The sequence below is a fragment of the Micromonospora sp. NPDC048843 genome, from assembly GCF_040649965.1.
GTDB lineage: Bacteria > Actinomycetota > Actinomycetes > Mycobacteriales > Micromonosporaceae > Micromonospora > Micromonospora hortensis.
On sequence record NZ_JBEZGJ010000170.1, the window covers coordinates 1 to 15,955 of the forward strand.

Consider the following 15,955-nt stretch of genomic DNA (forward strand, 5'->3'; position numbering starts at 1 on the left):
AGCTCGGCACGGGTCAGGGACAGCACCTCGTCCACCTTGCCCGGCGCGCAGCCGGCGTAGACGGCGAACAGGCCGGTGTCGGCGTACTGGCTGGCCGCCGGGCGCCGTGCCGGGCCCTCCGGCGCCGCCCCGGATCCGTTGGGCCGGCCGACCGCGCTGGATCCGCGTGCCGCCCGGAGGTCCGGATGGGTGCGCTGTGCCGTACGGTCGGGCGATGACCAGTCGACCCGCAGCGGGCGGAGGCCGGTGGGTCGAGGTCGACCCGGCCCGCGTCGGCCGCTGGGTCGAGGGCTTCGCCGACCGGCACGGCCCGCCCACCACCAGCGCCCAGGAGTACGGCCTGCTGCTCGCCGCCCCGGACGGGGCAACCGCCGAGCTGTACGCCCCACCGGGTGCGCCGGCCGGCGTGGATGTGCCCGGGTTCGTGGCCTCCGCCGTCATGCCCCGCCGGATCGGTCTGCTGCTGGCCCGCAAGGGCGCTGTGGCGCTCGGGGTGGCCGAGGGTGCCGACATCGTCGTCTCCAAGGTGGACACCCGCTACGTGCAGGGGCGCACCGCTGCGGGGGGATGGTCGCAGCACCGGTTCGCCCGCCGGCGTGACAACCAGGCGAAGGCTGCGCTGGGCGACGCGGCGGACCTGGCCGTACGGCTGCTGTTGCCGGAGGCGTCGAGGCTGGCGGCGCTGGTCTGCGGCGGTGACCGGCGGGCGGTGGACGGGGTGCTGGCCGACCGGCGGTTGGCCCCGCTCGTGCCGTTGCGGGCGGAGCGGCTGCTCGACGTGCCGGAGCCCCGGCACGCGGTGTTGGTCGCGGCGGTGGGTGCGGCCCGGGCGGTACGGATCCTGGTGCGCGACCCCGACTGACCTCGGCCTGCGCTGGCGGCGGGGGAGGGGAGACGATCGCCACCCAAAACGGGGTTCGCGGCGTGCTGCCCGGCCGGCCGCCGGAGGATGGGCGCGTGGAGTTTCTGGTTGACATGGTGACGACGGTGCCGCAGGGAACGTCGAAGGACGGGGTCGCCGACATGCGCGCGCGAGAGGCGGCGCGTTCGGCCGAGCTGACGGCCCAGGGCAGTCTGCTGCGGCTGTGGCGGCCGCCGCTGGCACCGGGGGAGTGGCGTACGTGGGGGCTGTTCCAGGCCGACAACGCCGACGAACTGGAGGCTGTGCTCGCGTCGATGCCGCTGCGCGCCTGGCGGCGCGAGACCGTCACACCGTTGACGCCGCACCCGAACGACCCTGGTCAGCCGCCTCGCTGAGCCTGCGAGGGCACGCCGCCTCGACAGGCACGCCATGGGACACGTCCGTCAGCAGGGAGATCATCATGTCCGAGGCGCAGATTCTGCGTACCGTCCTCGACCGGTGGAAGTCGGCTGTCGACGCCCACGAGCCCGACCGCGTCGCGGCGTGCTTCACCGAGGACGCGATATTTCAGGGGTTGCAGCCGTACACGGTCGGTCGTGCCGGCGTCGCCGCGTACTACGCCGGACAGCCGCTCGGCCTGACCGCAGCGTACGACATCAGGGAGACCCGCCGTCTCGCCGACGACGTGGTCCTCGGCTACCTGGAGGTGGAGTTCGGCTTCACCGACCGGCCGGCTCTGACCGTCAACCTCGGCGTGCTCCTGCGGCGGGTCGACGACGACTGGCTCATCGGCCACTACCAGGTCTCGCGGCTCACCTGACCCGGACGCTTCGGCAGGAATGACGATCGTGGCAGGCCCCGAAGGACCTGCCACGATGTCGGAGCGGATGTCAGAGCTGGTCGGTGCCGAAGGTGTCGCAGGTCTTCGGGTCGCCGCGGTCGTAGCCCTGGTTGAACCAACGCTTGCGCTGCTCGGACGTGCCGTGGGTGAACTGGTCGGGGTTGACCTGCCCGCCGGAGCGCTCCTGGATGCTGTCGTCGCCGATCGCCTCGGCGGCTTCGATGGCCTGGTTGATGTCCGCCTCGGTGATCGACTTGAACAGCGGCTGCTGGCCGGTCTTGTCCTTGCTCTCGGTGGCGTGCTTGGCCCAGGCGCCGGCGTAGCAGTCGGCCTGCAACTCCAGCCGCACGGAGGCGGAGCGGGGGCCGCTCTGGTCGCCCTGGCCGGCCTTCGCGTTGGTGCCGAGCAGGTTCTGGACGTGGTGGCCGTACTCGTGGGCGAGCACGTACGGCTGGGCGAACTCGCCCTTGGCGCCGAACCGGGAGGCCAGCTCGTCGTAGAAGCTCAGGTCGATGTACACCTGCTTGTCGGCGGGGCAGTAGAACGGGCCGACGCCCGAGTCGGCCTGCCCGCAGCCGGTGTTCACGGCGGCCTGGAAGAAGTTGGTGTCGGTCGCCTCGTACTTTCCGTTGCCCAACTCCGGGTACGCCTTCTGCCAGTAGGCCTGGATGCTGTTGACGTAGAGCAGGTTGCGGCAGCGCGCGTCGTCGAGACGCTCGGGGTTCGCGGTGGAGCACAACTGCTCCAGGTCGGTGCCTCCGGCCTGCCCGCCCTCGTCTCCGTTGGTCATGGCGTTGAGACCGAACCCGCCGCCGAGCAGGGCGACGAGGACGGCCACCACGATGCCGATGATGCCGCCCCGGCCCCCGCCGCCGGGGATGGGGATGCCGAAGCCGCCGCCCGACCCGCCGCTGCCCCGGCCCAGGTCGTTGGCCTGGGAGGTGTCGAGCTCGGCCCGCTCGTTGAGTTCCATGGGTGACCCCGATCGCCGTATGCCGGTGAGTGTCTTTTGTGTGTCGTTTCGTCCATCGAATGCCGGACGGGGTCCGGACAGGCGTTCCGATACCCGATGATCTTGATCGGTAATCCGGGCGGGACGTCCGGCGGCGCCCGGTACACTTGTCGGGTGCTGCGCTGCGAAGGCTGAACCGCCCCGCGCCGTCGGGCCCCTTGAGCCCGCCGGCCGTTTCGCGTGCCCCGAGTCAGCCTTCCGAACCCCGAGAGCGAGCCCGCAAACATGATCACTGTCACCGGCCTGGAACTGCGCGCCGGTTCCCGGATCCTGCTGTCCGACACCACCCTGCGCGTGCAGCCCGGTGACCGGATCGGCCTGGTCGGTCGCAACGGCGCCGGAAAGACCACCACGCTGAAGGTGCTCGCCGGCGAGGGGCAACCGTACGGCGGCCAGATCGACCAGCGCAGCGCCATCGGCTACCTGCCGCAGGACCCGCGCACCGGCGACCTGGAGGTCACCGGCCGCGACCGGGTGCTCAGCGCGCGCGGCCTGGACGTCCTGATGTCCCAGATGCAGGAGGTCGAGGCCCGCCTCGCCGAGGACGCCACCGACAAGCTGGTCCGTCGGTACGGCGCGCTGGAGGACCAGTTCGCCGCCCTCGGCGGGTACGCGGCCGAGGCTGAGGCAGCGCGGATCTGCGCGAACCTCGGCCTACCGGACCGGGCGCTCGCACAGACCATCGGCACCCTCTCCGGTGGCCAGCGTCGCCGCATCGAGCTGGCCCGGATCCTGTTCCGCGACGCCGGCGAGAACGGTGGCGGCATCCTGCTGCTCGACGAGCCCACCAACCACCTCGACGCCGACTCGATCACCTGGTTGCGGGGCTTCCTCGCCAACCACAAGGGCGGCCTGATCGTGATCTCCCACGACGGCGCGCTGCTGGAGTCGGTGGTCAACAAGGTCTGGTTCCTCGACGCCACCCGGTCGGTCATCGACGTGTACAACCTGGGCTGGAAGGCGTACCTGGAGGCGCGCGAGACCGACGAGCGACGCCGCCGCCGGGAGCGGGCCAACGCGGAGAAGAAGGCCGGCGCGCTGATGGCGCAGGCCGACAAGATGCGGGCCAAGGCCACCAAGACCGTCGCCGCGCAGAACATGGCCCGCCGCGCCGAGAAGCTGATCTCCGGCTTGGAGGAGGTGCGGGTCTCCGACCGGGTGGCCAAGGTGCGTTTCCCCAGCCCCGCGCCGTGCGGCAAGACCCCGCTCACGGCGACCGGCCTCTCCAAGTCGTACGGATCGCTGGAGATCTTCACCGACGTCAACGTGGCGGTGGACAGAGGCTCCCGAGTGGCCATCCTCGGGCTCAACGGCGCCGGTAAGACGACCCTGCTGCGGATGCTCGGCGGGCTGCTCGGCCCGGACACCGGCGAGGTGCACGCGGGGCACGGCCTGCGGCTGGGCTACTACGCGCAGGAGCACGAGACGCTGGACGTGGAGCGGACGGTGTTGGAGAACATGCGCGCCGCCGCCGTCGAGCAGTCCGACACCGATCTGCGCAAGATCCTTGGCGCGTTCCTTTTCTCCGGCGACGACGTGAACAAGCCGGCCGGCGTGCTGTCCGGCGGCGAGAAGACCCGGCTGGCCCTGTCCACTCTGGTCTGTTCCGGCGCCAACGTGCTGTTGCTCGACGAGCCGACGAACAACCTCGACCCGGTCAGCCGGGAGCAGGTGCTCGACGCCATCGCCAACTACCCCGGAGCGATCGTCCTGGTCACCCACGACCCGGGTGCGGTGCTGGCGCTCAAGCCGGACCGGGCCATCCTGCTGCCCGACGGCGACGAGGACGCCTGGAGCGACGACCTTCTCGAGTTGGTCGAGCTGGCCTGACCGAGGAGGCTCGGTCGGCTCTCAGCCGAGCAGGTCGGCCAGTCGGCCGAGCACGCCGGAGCTGACCAGGATCACCAGCCCGATGGCGACGAAGATCGTCGGCACCAGCCAGGCGCCGGCGCGCTCGACCAGCCGGACCACCCTCCGGTGCCCGCCCAACCAGGCCCCGGCCACGCACCAGAGCGCGATCAGCAGCACGAAGACCAGCAGGAACACGGCACTGTCGGCGACACCGAGGGCCCGGAAGACGGGTACGTAGACGGCGACGTTGTCGGCGCCGTTCGCGATCGTCACACCGGCTACGCCGAGCGCTCCGGTGACGACCGCCGGTGTCTCGTCGTCGCCCGAACTCCGCAATGCGCGTACGCCGAGTGCGATCGGCAGCAGGCCGAGCAGTCCCGTCCACGGGTCGGGGATCACCAGGAGTCCACCAGCGATCACCGCGCTGGCAAACGCGAGCGTGCCGATGCCGAGGTATTGGCCGGCGACAATCTGCCAGGTGCGGGGTTGGCCGGTGGTGCGCGCCGCGACGAAGAACAGCGTCAAGATGACGATGTCGTCGATGTCGGTGGCGGCGAAGACCACGGCCGCCGCGCCGGCGGTGCTCAACAGGTCGATCACGACCGGAAGGCTACGGGCCGTCGGCGGCCGCCAGCTTCCGGTGGTGGTGCGCGCGGACGCCGCGACGGGGCCGGATCGCCAGGATCACTCTATCGGGAAGCTGACATTGCATAGCGTGTCGGTTGGCGAAGAGTTGATATCTGGCGCATGATCGTTCGAGGCGGTCTAATAGGTGGGACCGTATCCGAACCGCACAGTCTGGGACGTGAGGACACAGCATGGCAGCCACTGGCACAGCCACCAGCACTGAGAAGGGTCGCCGGATCGTCGGAGCCGAGCGTCAGACGCTCGCCAAGGACCTGGTAAAGCGGTACACCTCGGGGGAGAGCATCCGCGCGTTGGCGGCCTCGACCGGCCGTTCCTACGGGTTCATCCATCGAGTGCTCACCGAGTCCGGCGTGCAGCTGCGTCAGCGCGGTGGCGCCCGGCGCCGCAAGAAGGCGTGACCCGCCCCTCAGCGTCGTCCACCAGCGCCGCGCCCCGGGACGTCCGGTGACCGCCGAGGCTACCGGGGTTCGGCTGACTTGCGACGGGCCGGTCGCCACGGTGACGTTGTGCCGGCCCGACGTGCTCAATGCCCAGACGCCCGCGATGTGGCGAGCGATGAGCGACTTCTCCCGTGACCTGCCCGGCGACGTGCGGGTGGTGGTGGTCCGTGGTGAGGGTCGCGCGTTCTCGGCCGGCCTCGATCTCGCGGTGGCGGGCGCCTCCGGCCCGGGGTCGTTCGCTGAGCTGGCCACGCTGCCCGAGCAGGAGTGCGCCGAGCGCATCGCGGAGTTCCAGGCCGGTTTCACCTGGCTGCACAGGCCGGATGTGGTCTCCGTCGCGGCCGTACAGGGCCATGCGATCGGTGCTGGCTTCCAGCTCGCGCTCGCCTGTGACCTGCGAGTGCTGTCCGCGGACGCGAAGCTGTCGATGGCCGAGGTGACCCTCGGCCTGGTGCCCGACCTGGCCGGCACGAAACGCCTCGTCGAGTTGGTCGGGTATTCCCGGGCGTTGGAGATCTGCGCGACAGGCCGCCGGTTGGACGCCACCGAGGCCGACCGAATCGGGCTGGCCACCCTTGTCGTACCTCCGGCCGAGCTGGACGACGCGGTGCGGGACCTGACCGCCGGGCTGCTCTCCGGTGCCCGCGACGCGGTGGTGGAAATCAAGGCGTTGCTCGACGGTGCGGGCGGGCGGTCGCACGCCGACCAGCAGCGCGCCGAGCGGGAGGCGCAGACCCGTCGGCTGCGTGACCTTGCCGGCACTGGAGAATAGGTAAGGACCGCACGGGAAGATCCGGGTTACGACCGAGGTTGTCACACTCGTCGGGAGAATTGACCTGACGGTGCGGTCTGCCCGGCAACCCGGAGGTGAGCGATGTCCAACCCGATGTCCGGCGGTGGCATGGCCGGGTGGAGCATGCTCCGGTCCATGCGCAACCGCGACGAGGTCTCCAGCCACCGGCTGAAGCGTGGGGTGGCCCGCCGCATCGTCGCCTTCGCCCACCCCTACCGACGCGACATCATCGTCTTCCTGGCCACCGTGGTGTTGGCCGCCATCATCGGCGTGGCCACTCCGGTGCTCGCCGGCGACGTGATCAACGCGATCAACCGGGGCGGCACCGAGGCCGGGCGGCTCGTGGTGCGGCTGGCCCTGTTCATCGCCGCGCTGGCGGTCGCCGACGCGCTGCTGTCGCTGGCCCAACGGTGGTATTCGGCTCGCATCGGCGAGGGCATCATCTTCAATCTGCGCACCCGGGTCTACGACCACGTGCAGCGGATGCCGTTGCAGTTCTTCACGCGTACCCAGACCGGCGCCCTGGTCAGCAGGCTCAACAACGACGTGCTCGGCGCCCAGCGGGCGTTCACCTCCACCCTGTCCGGTGTGGTCAGCAACGTCATCCAGCTGGTGCTCACCGCGGCGGTGATGTTCACCCTCTCCTGGCAGATCACCGCGCTGTCACTGGTGCTGCTGCCGATCTTCATCATTCCGGCCCGCCGGGTCGGTCGACGGCTGGCGGACATCACCCGCGAGGCGTACAACCTCGACGCCAAGATGAACGCGACGATGACCGAGCGGTTCGGGGTGGCCGGCGCGCTGCTGGTGAAGCTCTTCGGCCAGCCCGAGATCGAGGCTCGCCGGTTCGGTGACCGGGCCGAGCGGGTCCGCGACATCGGCATCCAGTCCGCCATGTATTCCCGCACTTTCTTCGTGGCGATGCTGCTGGTCGCCTCGCTGGCACAGGCACTGACCTACGGTCTCGGCGGCTGGCTCGCGGTGACCGGCGGTGTCAGCGCCGGCACCGTGGTGACGCTCGCGCTGCTGCTCACCCGCCTGTACGGGCCGCTCACGGCGCTCTCCAACGTCCGGGTGGACGTGATGAGCGCGCTGGTCTCCTTCGACCGGGTCTTCGAGGTGCTCGACCTCAAGCCGGGCATCGTGGAGAGGCCCGACGCGGTGCCGGTGCCGGTGGGTGCCGGCCGGGTCGACTTCCGCGACGTGCGTTTCCGCTACCCGAGTGCCGCCGAGATCTCCCTCGCCTCCCTTGAGGAGGTCGCCACGCTCGACCGGACCGTCAACGAACCGGTGCTCAAGGGGGTCTCGTTCAGCGTCGAGCCGGGCCAGATGGTCGCGCTGGTCGGCCCGTCCGGGGCAGGCAAGTCGACACTGTCGATGCTCATCTCCCGGATCTACGACGTCAGCGACGGGCAGGTGCTCGTCGGCGGGGTGGACGTGCGCGACGCGACGCTCGCCTCCCTGCGCGACGAGATCGGTGTGGTCACTCAGGATTCGCACCTGTTCCACGAGACGATCGCCGAGAATCTTCGCTACGCCAGACCGGACGCCACCGACGACGAGATCTGGGCCGCCCTGGCCGGGGCGCAGGTGGCCGATCTGGTTCGGGCCCTGCCCGACGGTCTGGACACCACTGTGGGCGAGCGCGGCTACCGGTTCTCCGGCGGCGAGAAGCAGCGCATCGCTATCGCGCGACTGCTGCTCAAGGCCCCGTCGATCGTCATCCTCGACGAGGCGACAGCACACCTGGATTCGGAGAGCGAGGCGGCGGTGCAGCGTGCGCTGTCGGTGGCGCTGGCCGGGCGAACCGCGCTCGTGATCGCGCACCGGCTCTCCACAGTGCGCGACGCCGACCAGATCCTTGTCCTGGACGGTGGGCGGATCGTCGAGCGCGGGCGGCACGAGGAGTTGGTAGCTGTCGGTGGGCTCTACGCCGAGCTGTACCGCACCCAGTTCGCGGTCGCCGACTCGCCCACCCCGTTCGTCGACGCGACAGGTCCCGAGCCGGTGGTGATGCCGCTGGGCACCTACCGCGCCGACGAGGTGCTGCCGCCCGCCGCCGCCAACTGACGACAACCCGTCACCGCTGGCGTTCGTCGCCCTCACTCCGGCGAGCCCCGCGCGTGCACCTCGGGTTCCTGGAAGTCGGGGTGTCCTGGCGGCGTTGACCGCACGACTTCCTTGACACCGAGTCGATCAACGGTTGGCTAGCCCGGCGGGCGACGGTCTGGTAGCTCGGTCGCCGCCCGCAACTCGGCGAAGGCCAGGCCCAGGGTGATCGGTGTGAAGTGCGCGTTCAGGCCGCTGGGGTTGGGCAGCACCCACAGCCGGGCGCCGGCCAGCGACTGGGGCTGCGGCCCGAAGGTGGCCTTCGGCCGCTGAAAACCGATCCGGTACGCGGTCACTCCCACCACGGCCACCCAGCGCGGCCGGTACCGGGCCACCTTGTCGGTCAGGATCGCCGCGCCGTCGAGGAGTTCCTCGGTGCTCAGCTCGGCCGCGCGGGCGCTGGCCCGGGCGGCCATGTTGGTGATGCCGAGCCCGAGCGCGGGTAGTTCGTCCTGTTCGCTGGGGTGCAGCAGTCGAGGGGTGAACCCACCCCGGTGCAGCGCCGGCCAGAACCGGTTGCCGGGTCGAGCGAAGTGCCAGCCCGTAGCCGCCGACCACAGGCCCGGGTTGATGCCGACGAAGAGCACCTCCAGCCCCGGCGCGAGCACGTCGGGAATGGTCCGGTCCGCAGCCGCCGCCAGCTCCGCCCGGGTCGGCCGGGCCGTCCCGGCCGTCAGGTCGGTCCGGGTGATCCACTCGGGTTCCTGGAAGTCGGGGGGTCCTGGTCGCTTCGACCGCCCGATTTCCTTGAAGCCGAGTCGATCAACGGCCGGGTGGTCGGACCGGGTCTCCTCGGGCGGCGTCACGGCGCGGGCAGCTCGGGCCCCGTCGGGGGTCACAGCCCGCGCAGCGCGCCGCCGTCGACCGGCAGGGTGATCCCGGTGAGGTAGCTCGCGGCGGGGGAGAGCACGAACGCGGCCACCCGGCCGAACTCGGCGGGGTCGCCGACGCGGCGCAGCGGGATGCCGGCCTCCGCCTCGGCGCGGGCCCGCTCCGGGTCGCCGGTCGCTCCGAACAGCTCCCGGTTGCGGTCGGTCATGATCCGGCCAGGCAACAGGCCGACCACTCGGACCCCCCGCGGGCCGTAGTCGTCCGCGATGTCCTTGGCCGCGCCGACCAGGCCGGGCCGCAGACCATTGGAGATGCCCAGGCCGGGCACCGGGCCGCGAGCCGAGGTGGAGAGCACCAACCCGATCGCGCCGCCCTCGGGCAGGGCGTTGGCGATCGTGCGGACCGCGCGGATGGTGCCCAGGAAGACGGTCTCGAAGGAGAGCCGCCACTGCTCGTCGGTGACCGCTGCGGCATTGCCCGGCGGTGGCCCACCGACCGAGATCAGCGCGCCGTCGAGCCGGCCGAAATGCTCCTGCGCGGCGGCGACGAGCTGCCCCGGGGTCTCCGGGTCGGTCAGGTCCGCGGTCAGCCCGACGGCGTGCTCCGGGCCACCCAGCTGCTGCGCCGCGGCGGCCACCGCGTCCGGGTCGCGGGCCGAGAGCACCACCCGCGCACCGTCGGCGACCAGGCTCTGCGCTGTCGCGTAACCCAGACCGCGGGAGGCGCCGGTGAGGACGTACACGCGGTCGGTCAGTCCGAGATCCATAACTCCGATCCTGCCGCATCCGGTACGGCGTCGCCAGCAGGGTCCGATACCCGTGGGGCGGGGCGCAGCAGGCGTACCCGGCCGGCGATCTGCACCGCGACGGCGCCGCCGGCGCGGCCCACCGCCGGCACCCGGCGCGGACGCGGCGCCTGAAGCCCGTCGTAGCGCAGGCGTGCCTCCCGGACGGCCAGCTCCTCGGTGGCCGCCGGGGGGAGCGCGTGCTGCTCGTGCAGTGCCCGAGCCAGGTCCCAACCGTCGCGCAGCGATCCGGCGGGCGGTCGCCGGGCGGCCCAGTCGGCGAAGGTGGTCGGCCACCCGGCACCGAGGCCGGCGGCGAGCAGTGGCCAGTGCCGGGCCACCTCACCGGCGCGTTTACGCAGCACTGCCGCACGGGTGGCGGCCAGCGGCCCCGGCGCGAACCCCGGCGGGGGTGGCCCTCCGGCGACCAGCGCCGCGACCAGTTCGGCCTGCCGCTCGGCGAGCCCGGCGCGGGGCGTCTGCGCGGAGGGTTCGCCCGTCATGTCACGGCCGGAAAGCCCGCGGCGGCGGCCAGGGCGTCCAGTTCGGCGCGGAGGTCCGCGGCCGGCGGGTAGTGACCGTCGCGCTCCAGCAGCAGCGCCGGCGGTCGCCGCCGGGCGCAGAGCTCGCCGACCAGCTCCAGCACCGCCGCCGGCACCGGGTCGGTGTGGGTGTCGTGGTAGAAACCGCCGCGTTCCGAGCCGCCGGCCACGTGGACGTACGCGACCCGCTCCAGCGGCAGGCGGTCCAGCAACGCCAGCGGGTCGGCACCCCGGTTGCGGGCGTTGGCGTGCACGTTGGCCACGTCCAGCAGCAGCAGTGCCCCGGTCCGGTCGAGGATCTCGGTGAGGAAGTCCGCCTCGGTCAACTCGTCGTCGGGCCAGTCGACAAGCGCGGCGATCGGCTCCAGCGCGATCGGCACCGGAAGCTCGGCCTGTGCCCGCCTCACGTTGGCGCAGACCGCGTCGACGGCTTCCCGGCTGCGCGGCAGGGGCAGCAGGTGGCCGGCCTCCATGCCGCCGGCCCGGACGAACGCGATGTGCTCGCTGACCAACGGGGCGTCCAGACGCTGTGCCACAGCGGCCAGGTGGGCGACCCGGGCCCTGTCGACCGGCTCGGCGCCGCCGAGGGAGAGCCGCACCCCGTGCGGTACGACTGTCACCGCGCGGTCCCGTAGCTGGGTCAGACCGGGCGGGAGCGGCCCGGAGGCGGGCACCCCCTCGGCCACCACCTCGACGAAGCGCAGGCCGGGCAGCTCGGCCACGAAGCCGGCGATCTCCGGACGCCAGCCGATGCCGACCCCGGACGGGCCGGTCATCCGCCGCACCCGCCGCCGCCCCCGCACCCGCCGCCTCCACCGCCGCAGGAGCTGCCGCCGTCCCCACCGGAGCTGTCGCCTCCGCCACCGGACGATCCGTCGGACCCGCCCGTCCAGCCGCCGTTGCCGGAGAGGGCCTGGCGCTGAATCTCGGCCTGCTCGGCGAAGCCCGGGTCGAGCGCCCAGAGCGAGGCGGTGCCGTACAGGGCGACGCCCATCGCCGCGCCGGCCGCTCCGTAGGTGGCGTAGGCGGGCGCTGAGGCCGGCGCGAGGTGGGTGTGCTCGCCGCGGACGGAACGAAGGGCGGCGCGACCGGCCCGGGTGCGGACGGGTGCCCGGCGCAGCAGCAGGGCCGCGCACAGGAGGGCCGCAAGGGTGAGCAGCAGGTAACCCACCGGGCGACCGCTGAACAGGCCGGAGAACAGCCGGAGCACGCCGAGGCCCAGCAGGGCCCACAGGAACTGGCTCCAGAGGCGGGCGCGGGCACGCTGCGCGTCGTTCGTCAGCAGCCCGCGCTGCTCCAGGCCGTTGCGGATCTGGTCCAACGCGGTGCGTACGCGCTCGTCCTGCGGCAGGTCCCGGACCCGGGAGTGCTGGTGGGCGGCCCAGTGGATGGCCTGATCCAGTGGGGTGAGGCCGGTCGGCGCGGCACCGACGGTGGTCAGCCGACGGTCCGGTCGTACGCCTACCGCGCCGCTGCCGCGCAGCCCACCCAGCGCCGCGTGCACAGCGAGCTGAGGGCCACCGTTGAGGTACGCGACCTGCTGCGCTCCGAGTGGATCGACTGTGGGGTGCGCCGGGGCGGTCAGCAGGCGGATCCGGTAGTACGCCGCGATCGCCACCACCAGGATGGCCGCCGCGAGGTAGTACCGGAGGAAGGTCGGGCCGGAGATGCCCCAGGTGTCGCCGGACGCGGCGTGGACGTTCATCGACTGCTCCTGTCACCGGAGGGATCGGCGGCCCCATTGTGGAGCAGCCTCGCCACGGGCTTCCGACCGGTGTGCGTGTGGTCAGTGGCGGCGGACCGCCTCCTCGACGAGGTCGAGCACCGGGCCCAGGTCACCGGCAGGCCGGCCCATGGCCAGGTGCAGCACCAGGCCGTCGTAGGCCAGCTCCAGGAACTGGGCCAGCACGTCGATCGGTACGTCCTCGCGCAGCACCCCGGCGTCGCGCTGGCGGGCCAGCCGGTCCCGGGTCGCCTCCGCGATCGCGGCGGACCGCTCCGCCCACCGCCTGGCGAACGCGGGGTCGGTGCGCAGCCGCCGGGAGACCTCCAGTTGGCTGCCCAGCCAGCCGGTGGTGTCCGGCGAGACGGCGCGGGCGAGCAGATCGCGCATCACCTGCACCAGACCGTTGCGGGCCACCGTCTCGACCATCGCCGCGGCATCGTCCTCGGCGACGGCGAGGAAGAGCGAGTCCTTGTCGCGGAAGTGGTGGAAGATCGCGCCACGGGAGAGTCCGGTGGCCTCCTCGAGGCGGCGTACTGTCGCCCCCTCGTAGCCGAGCCGGGCGAAACACGCCCGGGCCGCGGCGAGGATCTCCTGCCGGCGAGCGTCGAGCTGGTCCTGGCTTACTCTGGGCACACGTCGATCGTTGCAGGTCACACCGGGGCACGCAAACCGTACGTACGGCTTGGGATGTCGCCGATTACCATCGCCCGGTGACCCAGCCCCGCGCAGTGCCCAGCTCCCCGCTGACAGTGGCCACCGTCCAGGCCACCCCCACGCCGGGCGACGTCGCCGGCAACGCGGTCATCGCCGCCGACCTGGTCCGTCGAGCCGGCGAGCGGGGTGCCCGGGTGGCCGTCCTGCCGGAGCTGTTCCTCTGCGCGTACCACCCGCCGGTCCTCGCCGCCGACCCGGCCGGCACCGACGTCGCGGTCGATCCGGCCGGGATGGTCGCGGATCCCCGGCTCGACCCGCTGCGCGTCGCGGCGCGAGAGGCCGGTGTGACCGCGCTGGTCGGCGCTGCCGCCCGGCACTCGGACGGTCGGCGGACCATCGCGGCGCTGGTGGTCGACCGGAGCGGCGAGGTGCGCGTCGGGTACGACAAGCAACAGTTGTGGGGCGACGAACGGGAGCTGTTCACCCCCGGCGACAGGGGTGCCACGCTGCTCGTCGACGACTGGCGGCTCGGGCTGGGCATCTGCTACGACGGCTGTTTCCCCGAGCACGGCCGGGCCGCCGCCCTCGACGGCGCACACGCCTACCTGTGCCCCAGCGGATACCTGGCCGGCTCCGAGCACCGCCGGGACCTCTACTACGCCGCACGTGCCCTGGACAACACGATGTTCGTGGTCTTCGCCAACGCGGTCGGCGGTGTCGACCCGTGGCGGTTCAACGGGGGTGCGGCCATCTACGACCCCGAGGGGCGGGTGCTGGCCCGCGGGGCGGACGACGGCACGGCGGTGCTCGTGGCGACGCTGGATCCCGTCGTGCTCGCCGCCACCCGGGCGGCCCACTCGATGCTCGTCGATCGGCTGTCGGACCAGGGCGGCCCGCGGCTGTCGATGCCTGGCTGAGCCCTTCGTCAGGTCGATACCCGCCGCATCTGTTGGCGGACACGTCGGTCCCGTAGGGTGCCCGAGTGCCACTGCTCCTGCTGGACCTGGACAACACCCTGCTGGATCGGGCCGGGCCGTTCCGCCGCTGGGGTGAGCGCTTCCTGGACGGCATCGGCGCGCCCCACACCGACATCGACTGGCTGATCTCGATCGACGCCGACGGTCTGACCGACCGCTGGGACCTCGCCGACGCCATCCGGGACCGTTACGAGCTGCGCATTCCCTCGATCGACCTGGTCGAGGAGCTGCACGACGGGGTGGTGGCGCAGACCCGGCTCGACCCGCTGACCGCCTGCGCGCTGCGGATCGCCGACGACGCCGGCTGGGTGCCGGTGGTGGTCTGCAACGGCACCGTACGCGTCGAGGACGCCAAGATTCGCCAGACCGGGCTGGACCAGTACGTAGCGGACTGGGTGATCTCCGAGGAGGCCGGCGTCAGCAAACCCAACCCGAGAATCTTCGCGCTCGCCGCCCAGCGGGTCCGGATGCCGCTGCGGGGGGCGTGGGTGATCGGTGACAGCCCGGAGGCGGACATCGGCGGCGCCGCCGCCGTCGGGCTGCCCAGCGTCTGGCTGCACCGGGGGCGCACCTGGTCGGACGTCCGGTTCGCGCCGAGCCGCACGGTGGACGGATTGATCGCCGCGGTCGCCACCGTCCTGGCCCGCTGAGGGTTTCCGCGCCGCCGATCGTGCGTCGGAGCGGCCGTTCGGGTGGCGGCCCGCTAATTCGGTTGACCGGCGGACGTGGTGGTACGAGCATTGTCCGCGCATGGTGCATCCCGGGCGTGTGCCCGGTCGAGGAGAGGGGGTCGGTCATGGCCGTCTTTGCAGGTCGCTTCCAGCTGCCTATCTCAGCCTCGACCAAGGGAACCTCACCACAGTGCGCGATCATGACCTTCCGGCGCTCGAGCGCCGCCGCGGCAAGAGCCGCTTCGACGACGACGAACCGCAGTTTCTGAAGCGCGGGCGGCCCAGCGAGCCGCTCGCAGACCCGGACAGTGAGCCCGACCCGGACACCGGCGAACGCTGGTCGTCCTGGGACGACGCCGTGCACGGGCCGCAGCCGCGTCCCGCCTGGCTGGTCACCGAGTTGGCCGCCAAGGACACCGAGCTGGGTGTGTTGAAGACCGGCAAGGAGGCGGACGTCCACCTGGTCCGCCGGGCCGTGCCGGACACCGACCGGTCCTGCCTGCTCGCTGTGAAACGCTACCGCGATCCCGAGCACCGGTTGTTCCACCGCGATGCCGGCTACCTGGAGGGCCGTCGGGTGCGCCGGTCCCGGGAGAACCGGGCGATGGCCGGCCGGACGGCGTTCGGCCGGCAGATGATCGCCGGACAGTGGGCGGCGGCCGAGTTCGCCGCGCTGGGCCGGCTCTGGGAGATCGGTGCCGGGCACGACCGGATCGCCGTGCCGTACCCGGTGCAGTTGCGGGGCACCGAGCTGATGCTGGAGTTCGTTGGTGACGCCGAGTCGGGGGAGGCGGCACCCCGACTGGCCCAGTTGCGACCCGGCCCGACCGAGCTGCGTGACCTGTGGGCCCAACTGGTGGAGGCGCTACGGGTGCTGGCACGGGCCGGCTACGCGCATGGCGACCTGTCGCCGTACAACCTGCTCGTGCACCAGGGTCGGCTGGTCGTGATCGACCTGCCGCAGGTGGTCGACGTGGTGGCGAACCCGCAGGGGCCGGAGTTCCTGGCCCGCGATGTGCGGGTGGTCGGCGCCTGGTTCGCGGCCCGGGGTCTCCCCGCCGAAGAGGTGGACCCCGGCCTGTTGACCGGAGAGCTGCTGCACGAGGCGGGCCTGCGCTGATCGCGCTGGCTGCCCTACTGGGCCGCCTCAACCAGGCCCTGATCAACCGCAACCGCCCTCGCTAACCCCGCCCACTCCCACTCCCACTCCACAC

General features: G+C 72.2%; 18 protein-coding genes. 10 read left to right on the top strand and 8 right to left on the bottom strand.

Annotation, left to right across the window (positions count from 1 at the left end):
• Window positions 1–214: 214 nt before the first annotated feature.
• From AB0C20_RS29285 to AB0C20_RS29295, 3 genes are all read left to right on the top strand, one after another.
• Window positions 215–862, top strand: a complete 648-nt coding sequence (locus AB0C20_RS29285) for an acVLRF1 family peptidyl-tRNA hydrolase (RefSeq protein WP_357191646.1) — start codon at window positions 215–217, stop codon at window positions 860–862.
• 95 nt (window positions 863–957) lie between these two features.
• The gene (locus AB0C20_RS29290; RefSeq protein WP_357569151.1) at window positions 958–1,257 is read left to right on the top strand and encodes a muconolactone Delta-isomerase family protein; all 300 of its coding nucleotides are present in this window, start codon (window positions 958–960) and stop codon (window positions 1,255–1,257) included.
• Window positions 1,258–1,322: 65 nt separating this feature from the next.
• The gene (locus tag AB0C20_RS29295) at window positions 1,323–1,682 is read left to right on the top strand and encodes an SgcJ/EcaC family oxidoreductase (RefSeq protein WP_357191642.1); all 360 of its coding nucleotides are present in this window, start codon (window positions 1,323–1,325) and stop codon (window positions 1,680–1,682) included.
• Between the two features lie 70 nt (window positions 1,683–1,752).
• On the opposite strand, the gene AB0C20_RS29300 is transcribed toward AB0C20_RS29295, so the two are convergent.
• The gene (locus tag AB0C20_RS29300) at window positions 1,753–2,676 is read right to left on the bottom strand and encodes a neutral zinc metallopeptidase (protein WP_357191640.1); all 924 of its coding nucleotides are present in this window, start codon (window positions 2,674–2,676) and stop codon (window positions 1,753–1,755) included.
• A 264-nt stretch (window positions 2,677–2,940) separates the two neighbouring features.
• On the opposite strand from AB0C20_RS29300, the gene AB0C20_RS29305 reads away from it, so the two are divergent.
• Window positions 2,941–4,545 carry an ABC-F family ATP-binding cassette domain-containing protein gene (locus tag AB0C20_RS29305; RefSeq protein WP_357191637.1) on the top strand — a complete coding sequence of 535 codons (1,605 nt, stop codon included), beginning with the start codon at window positions 2,941–2,943 and terminating at the stop codon, window positions 4,543–4,545.
• Between the two features lie 21 nt (window positions 4,546–4,566).
• Here the strand turns inward: AB0C20_RS29305 and AB0C20_RS29310 are convergent, their stop codons facing one another.
• Window positions 4,567–5,166 (bottom strand): cadmium resistance transporter, encoded by a 600-nt coding sequence (locus tag AB0C20_RS29310; protein WP_357569152.1) that lies wholly within the window; start codon window positions 5,164–5,166, stop codon window positions 4,567–4,569.
• A 218-nt stretch (window positions 5,167–5,384) separates the two neighbouring features.
• Here AB0C20_RS29310 and AB0C20_RS29315 point away from each other — a divergent pair, with 218 nt between their 5' ends.
• The 3 genes from AB0C20_RS29315 to AB0C20_RS29325 all read left to right on the top strand — a co-directional run bounded on the left by AB0C20_RS29315 (window position 5,385) and on the right by AB0C20_RS29325 (window position 8,517).
• The gene (locus tag AB0C20_RS29315) at window positions 5,385–5,612 is read left to right on the top strand and encodes a helix-turn-helix domain-containing protein (RefSeq protein ID WP_007462679.1); all 228 of its coding nucleotides are present in this window, start codon (window positions 5,385–5,387) and stop codon (window positions 5,610–5,612) included.
• Window positions 5,613–5,658: 46 nt separating this feature from the next.
• A complete protein-coding gene (locus AB0C20_RS29320) occupies window positions 5,659–6,426 on the top strand; it encodes an enoyl-CoA hydratase/isomerase family protein (RefSeq protein WP_357569153.1) in 768 nt (255 codons plus the stop codon).
• A gap of 114 nt (window positions 6,427–6,540) precedes the next feature.
• Window positions 6,541–8,517, top strand: a complete 1,977-nt coding sequence (locus tag AB0C20_RS29325; protein ID WP_357569155.1) for an ABC transporter ATP-binding protein — start codon at window positions 6,541–6,543, stop codon at window positions 8,515–8,517.
• Between the two features lie 137 nt (window positions 8,518–8,654).
• Here the strand turns inward: AB0C20_RS29325 and mug are convergent, their stop codons facing one another.
• The 6 genes from mug to AB0C20_RS29355 form a co-directional block, all read right to left on the bottom strand.
• A complete protein-coding gene (gene mug, locus AB0C20_RS29330) occupies window positions 8,655–9,248 on the bottom strand; it encodes a G/U mismatch-specific DNA glycosylase (RefSeq protein WP_357191653.1) in 594 nt (197 codons plus the stop codon).
• Between the two features lie 143 nt (window positions 9,249–9,391).
• Window positions 9,392–10,153, bottom strand: a complete 762-nt coding sequence (locus AB0C20_RS29335) for an SDR family oxidoreductase (RefSeq protein ID WP_357191632.1) — start codon at window positions 10,151–10,153, stop codon at window positions 9,392–9,394.
• On the bottom strand, window positions 10,138–10,674 hold the full coding sequence (locus AB0C20_RS29340) for a hypothetical protein (RefSeq protein WP_357191630.1): 537 nt from the start codon (window positions 10,672–10,674) through the stop codon (window positions 10,138–10,140). Before AB0C20_RS29340 ends, AB0C20_RS29335 begins: the two co-directional genes overlap by 16 nt.
• Window positions 10,671–11,489 carry a DUF692 domain-containing protein gene (locus AB0C20_RS29345; RefSeq protein WP_357569154.1) on the bottom strand — a complete coding sequence of 273 codons (819 nt, stop codon included), beginning with the start codon at window positions 11,487–11,489 and terminating at the stop codon, window positions 10,671–10,673. Before AB0C20_RS29345 ends, AB0C20_RS29340 begins: the two co-directional genes overlap by 4 nt.
• Window positions 11,486–12,418 carry a TIGR04222 domain-containing membrane protein gene (locus AB0C20_RS29350; protein ID WP_357191626.1) on the bottom strand — a complete coding sequence of 311 codons (933 nt, stop codon included), beginning with the start codon at window positions 12,416–12,418 and terminating at the stop codon, window positions 11,486–11,488. The genes AB0C20_RS29345 and AB0C20_RS29350 overlap by 4 nt, the downstream gene beginning before the upstream one ends.
• An 81-nt stretch (window positions 12,419–12,499) precedes the next feature.
• Entirely contained in the window at window positions 12,500–13,072 is a 573-nt protein-coding gene (locus tag AB0C20_RS29355; RefSeq protein ID WP_091403732.1) for a TetR/AcrR family transcriptional regulator, read from the bottom strand.
• A gap of 77 nt (window positions 13,073–13,149) precedes the next feature.
• Here AB0C20_RS29355 and AB0C20_RS29360 point away from each other — a divergent pair, with 77 nt between their 5' ends.
• The 3 genes from AB0C20_RS29360 (at window position 13,150) to AB0C20_RS29370 (ending at window position 15,861) form a co-directional block, all read left to right on the top strand.
• Window positions 13,150–14,010, top strand: coding sequence for a carbon-nitrogen hydrolase family protein (locus AB0C20_RS29360; RefSeq protein WP_357191624.1), 861 nt, complete (start codon window positions 13,150–13,152; stop codon window positions 14,008–14,010).
• Between the two features lie 65 nt (window positions 14,011–14,075).
• Window positions 14,076–14,720 carry an HAD family hydrolase gene (locus AB0C20_RS29365; RefSeq protein ID WP_357191621.1) on the top strand — a complete coding sequence of 215 codons (645 nt, stop codon included), beginning with the start codon at window positions 14,076–14,078 and terminating at the stop codon, window positions 14,718–14,720.
• 211 nt (window positions 14,721–14,931) lie between these two features.
• On the top strand, window positions 14,932–15,861 hold the full coding sequence (locus AB0C20_RS29370; protein ID WP_357191619.1) for an RIO1 family regulatory kinase/ATPase: 930 nt from the start codon (window positions 14,932–14,934) through the stop codon (window positions 15,859–15,861).
• Window positions 15,862–15,955: the final 94 nt, after the last annotated feature.